At 37.1% G+C, this 7,664-nt stretch carries 3 protein-coding genes and 1 pseudogene; all 4 read left to right on the top strand.

Going from position 1 to position 7,664, the window contains the following annotated elements; translation table 11 throughout:
* Nucleotides 1-628 (top strand): FG-GAP repeat domain-containing protein (locus tag WBM60_RS01390; RefSeq protein ID WP_424277036.1); only part of this gene is annotated, 628 nt, incomplete at its 5' end.
* 5 nt (nt 629-633) lie between these two features.
* A complete protein-coding gene (locus tag WBM60_RS01395; protein ID WP_424258812.1) occupies nt 634-3,993 on the top strand; it encodes a VCBS repeat-containing protein in 3,360 nt (1,119 codons plus the stop codon).
* Nucleotides 3,986-7,240: a VCBS repeat-containing protein gene (locus WBM60_RS01400; protein WP_424277038.1), complete on the top strand. Its 3,255-nt coding sequence runs from the start codon at nt 3,986-3,988 to the stop codon at nt 7,238-7,240. Before WBM60_RS01395 ends, WBM60_RS01400 begins: the two co-directional genes overlap by 8 nt.
* A 2-nt stretch (nt 7,241-7,242) precedes the next feature.
* A pseudogene (locus WBM60_RS01405) lies at nt 7,243-7,664 on the top strand (phosphatidic acid phosphatase); the annotation flags it as partial.

A 7,664-nucleotide genomic window follows, 5' to 3' on the forward strand; every position in this document is an offset into this window, starting at 1 on the left:
GAATACTAAATTAAAAGCATCTAAACAATTACCGGTATCACTCTATAGCTTTGATTTTGATGACAACGGCACTTTAGATCCTATTGTTACCTACTTTCATAAGGATAAAGAAACCCCGTTTGCATCCAAGGATGAGTTGGTAAAGCAAATGCCTTATTTAAATAAAGAATACCTCTCATATAGGAATTTTGCAAAGGCCAGCCTGGAAGATCTTTTTACTGCCAGCAAATTAAGTAAGGCCAGCAAAATGTATACCTATGAATTGGCTAGCTGTTATTTTGAAAACGATGGTAATGGCACATTTAAAAAGAAGCCATTACCTCCTATTGCACAGACCTCTTCTATAAAGGCCATAGCGGTAGACGACTTCAACAAAGATGGGTATCAGGACATGTTAATTGTAGGTAATAATTATGAAATTAACACCCAATTAGGTAGGATGGATGCCTTGCATGGCGTAATTTTGCAAAATGATCAAAAAGGAGATTTTGTAAAGGTTAACTACCAGAATTTCGATATACCAGGACCGGCAAGAGATCTTAAAAATATTACTATAGCAGGACGTGACTACTACATTGTAACCATTAATAATGATTCTTCTATAATTTTGGCTAAAAATAACGAATAAACTTTATGATAATATCAGGATTAAAAAGAATAGCAGGTCTTATACTTTTACTTTCAATTACCATATCGTGTAATTCAGAAAAGGAAAATTCTAAGGAAGAAACAAATAATCAAAAAACACTCTTTACACTTCTGCCTTCGGAGCACACAGGCATAGATTTCCTTAACAAAGTTGAAAACCAAAAAAACTTCAACATCTTTAAATATAGAAATTTCTATAATGGCGGCGGAGTAGCCATTGGGGATATCAACAATGATGGATTGGCCGATATTTATATGACCGGCAATATGGTTTCCAACAGACTTTACCTTAATAAAGGTGGTTTAAAATTTGAAGATATCTCAGAAAAAGCCGGAGTTAAAGGATCCAAGCCGTGGTCTACGGGAGTTGTTATGGTTGATATAAACCAGGATGGGTTGCTCGATATCTATGTTAGTAACGCGGGCAATATGAAGGCAAATAATCATGATAATGACCTTTATATAAATAATGGCGACCTCACTTTTACTGAAATGGCTTCAGAGTATAATTTGGCTAAAACTGGCTTTTCTACTCATGCATCCTTTTTTGATTATGATAAAGATGGCGACCTGGATGCATATATCCTTAATAATAGTAACATCCCTGTAAGTAGTTTAGGATATGCTGAACAAAGAGAAGTTAGAGCACAGGATTGGGAAGGAGTCCCGGATATTTTCAAAGGTGTTGGGGATATGCTTTTGAGAAATGATAATGGAAAATTTGTTGATGTTAGTGAGGATGCCGGGATCTATGGAAGTCTGATTGGATTTGGATTAGGGGTTATGATTACTGATATCAATAAAGACCTGTATCCTGATATCTATGTGTCTAACGACTTTTACGAACGCGACTATCTTTATATCAATAATCAGGACGGCACCTTTAAAGAAGATATAAAGAACTGGACCTCCCATCTCTCTTTATCCGCAATGGGTATTGACATCTCGGATATTAATAATGACGGGAACGCGGATATTTTTATCACAGATATGCTTCCTGAACCTGATCAGCGGGTTAAATCGGTAATGGAATTTGAAGGTTACAATATTTTTAAATTAAAGCAAAGCAAAGACTTTTACCAGCAATACATTCAAAACACTTTACAGCTAAACAACGGAAATGGAAGCTTTTCAGAAATAGCTTACTACAGTGGAGTAGATGCCACAGATTGGAGTTGGGCAGGCCTGCTTTTTGACATGGACAATGACGGGCTTAGGGATATTTATATTACCAACGGCATGAATCACGATCTTACGGACCTGGACTTTAACGATTTTTTTGCCAATGAAATCATTCAGAAAATGGTGCTTACCGGGAAGAAAGAGTCTATAGATTCTATCATCAATAAAATGCCTATAAAACCTCAACCCAACTACGCCTACAGGAACAATGGAGATCTGACATTTTCGAATGCGAATAAAGATTGGGGATTCGAAATACCCAGTTTATCCAATGGTGCTGCTTATGGAGATCTCGATAATGACGGGGATCTCGATATTGTGGTCAATAATGTCAATATGGAGTCCTTTGTTTATGAAAACAATGCTACTTCGCTCACAGAAAACAACTATATAAAACTAAAATTTGAAGGTGCAAAAGAGAATAAATTTGCTGTTGGAACAACAGTGATGCTTTACTATGACAAAAATATAATATTACAAGAATTAGTGCCTTCCAGGGGGTTTCAATCTTCCATGGACCATGTAATGACCATAGGATTAGGCAAATTCAAAACCATTGATTCTCTAAGGGTTATTTGGCCGGATGATAAAACGGTAAAGCTAGAAAACGTTGTTGCTAATCAATTCCTAACCATTAAACATTCTGATGCCGAGGGGGTATATACCCCTATTATTAAAGAAAAGAAATCTAAATTATTAAAAGAAATCCCAAATAATCAACTTATTGCTCATAAAGAGAATGTATATAATGATTTTGATTATGAAGGCCTTATCTATAAGAAACTGTCACAGGAAGGGCCGGCCCTTGCTGTAGGTGATATCAATGGAGATGGCAACGAGGATGTCTTTATAGGAGGAGCTAAAGATAAGTCTGGGATTGTCTACCAACATAGTGGAAATGGTATGTTAAAAGTTACAAATCAAAACTCGTTAGAAAAAGATGCCGAATATGAAGATACGGCAGCCGCTTTTTTTGATGCTGACGGGGATTCGGATTTAGATCTTATTGTTGGTTCAGGTGGCAATCAGGTTGGTGAAGAAAAAAACTATAGGGCACGACTGTATTTAAATAATGGGAAAGGCACTTTTGTAAAGTCCTCTGAAAGACTTCCTTCAACTTTCGCGAATATTTCGATCATAGCCCCTTTAGATTATGATAATGATGGTGATACTGATCTTTTTATAGGCTCCAGAAGTGTGGTAGGTACTTATGGAATTGATCCAGATCATTTGTTATTGGAAAATAAGGGTGATGGCACTTTTGAAAATGTAACAGAAAGAAATGCCTATGACCTTAAAGATGCCGGCATGATTACAGACGCCGTCTGGGCAGATATGGATGGCGATTCTAAAAAAGATCTGATTATTGTGGAGGATTGGGGTACTCCGAAGATCTTTAATAATTCGGGCAGACGCCTATCCAAGAGGCCTTCCATGCTCGATAGCCTTCATGGATGGTGGAATGTAGTAGAAGCCGTGGATATAGATAAAGATGGAGATAACGATCTGATCTTAGGCAATCAGGGAAGTAACCTTCACTATAAGCCTGCTATGGATAGACCTATGAAGATATGGATTAATGATTTTGATAAAAATGGTACCATTGAACAGATAGTTACCCAGAATATTAATGGGAAGGACTACCCTCATCATCAGAAAAAGGATTTAACCACTCAAATGGTAGCATTAAAAAAGCAAAACTTAAAGGCTTCCGAATATGCCAAAAAAACCATATCTGAGTTATTCCCTGTACAAATTATAGAGAACTCAATTATGAAAAAATCGGTCATCTCAGAATCCATTATTGCCGTTAATGAAGGTGACGGCAATTTTACGGTAATAAAACTACCTTCAAGGAGTCAATTGTCTTGTATTTGCGGTATTACATGTGCAGATGTAAATAGTGATGGTAATTTAGACCTGATAATGGGGGGTAATGATTTCGAATTTAAACCTCAATATTCCAGATTAGATGCCAATTACGGCAATGTTCTGCTTGGGGACGGATCTTTAGGCTTTGAATGGCAGGACTATGATACCAGTGGTTTCTATATAAAAGACGAGATCAAGCATTTGAAGCAGTTTAAGGATAAAAACGGAAAGACCTTTGTTATCGTTGCAATCAATGAGAAAAAACCTAAAATATTTGAGCTCAATGAATAAATACCTCCTGGTAATTTTTGTGGTCTTTTTATCATTAAGCTGTGGGCCAAAAGAAGGGGAACTGTTTAAAAATCCTCCCCCCAAGGAAACGGCTATAACTTTTGAAAACACATTGACAGAAACGGATGATCTCAATATATTGGATTACCTGTATTTCTATAATGGCGGGGGTGTAAGCACAGGTGACATTAATAACGACGGCCTTGCAGATATCTTTTTCTCCGGAAATATGGTTAAGAATAAACTATATCTGAACAAAGGAGGCCTCAAATTTGAAGATATTACAGAACTAGCAGGTGTGGCTGGTAATAGTAGTTGGAATACAGGAACAGTAATGGGTGATGTGAATGGTGACGGCCTGTTAGATATCTATGTATGTGCTGTGGTTGGGATTAACGGCTTTGACGGTTACAACGAACTTTTTATCAATCAGGGAAATTCAACTTTTGTAGAAAGTGCTGAGGAATATGGACTGGATTTTGATTCTTTTAGTTCTTCGGCTACATTTTTAGATTATGACCTTGATGGTGATCTGGATATCTACCTTCTAAATCATGCGGTACATACTCAGGAATCTTTTGGTAAGGCAGATCTTCGATTTAAAAGGAATTACCAGACCGGAGACAAGTTACTTCGAAATGAAAATGGAAAATTCATTGATGTAAGTGAAGAGGCCGGTATCTATGGTGGTGTAAACGGATATGGCCTAAGCGTTGCCATTTCGGATTTTAATCAGGATGGATACCCGGATATCTACGTGGGCAATGATTTTCATGAAGATGATTACTATTACCTGAATAATGGTGACGGGACCTTTACTGAAGGTATTAAAAAGTATTTTGGGCATACCACGAGATTCTCTATGGGCACAGATGTTGCAGATATTAATCATGACGGATGGCCTGATATTCTGTCTTTAGATATGCTTCCCGAAGATGAAACCGTTCTTAAATCTTCAGAAGGAGATGACAATATTCAAACGCAGAAATTAAGAATCGAAAAGTTTGGTTACCACTACCAGTTTACAAGAAATATGCTGCATTTAAACCAACCGGGAAGTAGCTTCGCTGAAATAGCTTTATATAGCGGTATTGCTGCCACAGACTGGAGTTGGAGCGGGCTTTTTGGAGATTATGATCAGGACGGTGAACAAGACTTATTCATATCCAACGGTATCCCTAAACGCCCCAATGATCTCGATTTTATAAATTTTGCCTCCAGCGACCAGATTAAGAAAAAGATCAATAACACAAAACTGGTAGATCAACAGGCCCTTGATATGATGCCTTCGGCTAAGGTGCATAACTACCTGTTTAAAGGAACATCGGATCTATTATTCGAGGATAAATCAGGATCATGGATTGTTAATGATACGCTTATTTCAGGGGCTACCGCGGTAGCGGATTTTGACAATGACGGAGACCTGGATCTTGTAACTAATAATATAAATAGTCCTGCCAGTTTATATATCAATAAAACAGATGGGAAGAACAACTACCTGAAAATTAAGCTAAAGTATACTCCTCTCAATTCATTTGGTATTGGAACTAAAGTGTTCTCTTACCATAATGGTGTTTTGCAGTATAAGGAATTATATCCTGTCAGGGGATTTCAATCATCTTCGGAACCTATAATTCATTTTGGTTATGGTAAATCCACTAAGATAGATTCTCTAAAAATAGTCTGGCCTGATGGGCAATTTCAGAATCTAAAAAACGTAAATACAAATCAAACAATAAGTATTTCACCAGAAAATACAAGCCCTTTTGATTATGGATCTCTTCAGCCTTTAAAGTTTCAAATCTTTAAAGAGGTTGAAGATAATCTTGGGATCAACTTTACACATAAGGAAGATAATTATGTGGATTTTAACAGACAAAAACTCATCCCCTATGAAATTTCTGACAGGGGACCGGCAACGGCAATTGGGGATATTAATAATGATGGTAAAGCAGACATTTTCTTTGGAGGCTCCAAATTTATTCCTTCCAGAATCTTTTTTCAGACAGACTCTTTGTATACGGAAGAAATAATCCCTGAAATTTACAGAGATAGTATAAAAGAAGATGTTGCAGCCGTTATCGCAGATTTTACTTCCAATGGCAAAGCTGATTTATTTCTGGGTTCCGGGGGTGCTGATTTCTATAATAAAATGCCCCCTTTGTTAGATACCTACTATGTTCAGAACGATTCCGTTTTTGAAACCGCCGTACTTCCTGAATATTTTGAGAATGCTTCCGTAATAGAAGTCAATGACTTTGATAATGATGGGGACCTGGACATTTTTGTTGGAAACCAGGCCGTATCCAATGATTTTGGTAAAATTCCACTTTCATATCTACTCAAAAATGATAATGGCCAATTTACCATTGAAAATAACAAAGGATTACAAAATGCAGGGATGATTACAGATGCCTTGTGGGAAGATTTTGATGGGGATGGGGTCCAGGATCTCATTGTAGTAGGTGAATGGATGTCTCCCAAATTTTTTGCCAATATCAATGGTGAACTTGTTGAAAAGAAAGTATTAGCCCAGGAAATAAATGGCCTTTGGCAAAGTGTTACGGTTTTTGATATTGATAGGGATGGTGACAAGGATTATCTATTGGGAAACTGGGGAGTAAATAATAAGTTCAGGGCATCTGAAGACTTCCCCTTAAGGATGTATTATTCGGATTTTGATAATAACGGAAGTACCGAAACTATTGTTGCTATTCCTAAAAATGGGAAATATTTTCCACTTGAAGGATTAGATGGTATTGCCGGACAAATAGTAGCGTTACGTAAAAAATTTACTAATTACCGTGATTTTGCGGGTAAAACCGTGGAGCAGATATTTGATAAAAAAGCACTGTCTAACGCAACTGTTTTAAACGTATCTGAATTGAGATCAGGATACCTCGAGAATAATAATGGTAAGTTTACCTTTGTGCCATTTGAAATAGATTTACAGTTGGCCCCTATAATGGATTTTCTTGCATTCGATTTTGATCAGGATGGTACCGAAGAAGTTTTGGCCGCAGGCAATTATTTTGGGGTTAAACCTTACCATGGACGTTTTGGTTCATTTCCCGGGGCTATGATAAAAAGCAAAAATGACGTAATTTTGGGGCTGAAAATGGGGCTGGATCTTTCTCAAAAATCAACACGCCATCTAAATATAATTACATTAAAGAACCAACCTTATTTACTGGTAACCTTCAATAACGAGAAGGCCCGTGTTTATGAATTAATAAAACATAACTGAAAATGAAGAAGACATTAGTAATTTTGCTGGCAATAGGATCCCTGGTAGCCTGCAATAAGAATGAAGAACCCATTGTTGTGACACCAAATGATCTGCATATGGCTATAGACAAGGTTACAGAGATTATGATACATGATATCTTTTCTCCGCCTGTTGCGAGTAGAATCTACGTCTATCCAAATATTGCTGCCTATGAAATAATAGCGCTAAATGATCAAAATTACAACTCTTTGGTAGGTCAGGCCCGCGAATTAACTGCTATCCCCAAACCAGATGCATCAAAACCTGTAAATTATTCTTTAGCTGCCTTAGTAGCGCATATGGATGTGAGCAGTAGGGTAATATTTTCTGAGGAGCAATTGGCGATCTTCAGAGATAGCCTCTATACTATCTGGGAATCTAAAAATGCAAGAGAATTTAATGC

The organism is Eudoraea sp. (assembly GCF_049669105.1).
Classification (GTDB): domain Bacteria; phylum Bacteroidota; class Bacteroidia; order Flavobacteriales; family Flavobacteriaceae; genus Eudoraea.

Excerpts from the sequence above, each read along its gene's own strand:
- WBM60_RS01395 (WP_424258812.1), top strand. The coding sequence starts at position 634 with ATGATAATATCAGGATTAAAAAGAATAGCAGGTCTTATACTTTTACTT.
- WBM60_RS01400 (WP_424277038.1), top strand. The coding sequence starts at position 3,986 with ATGAATAAATACCTCCTGGTAATTTTTGTGGTCTTTTTATCATTAAGC.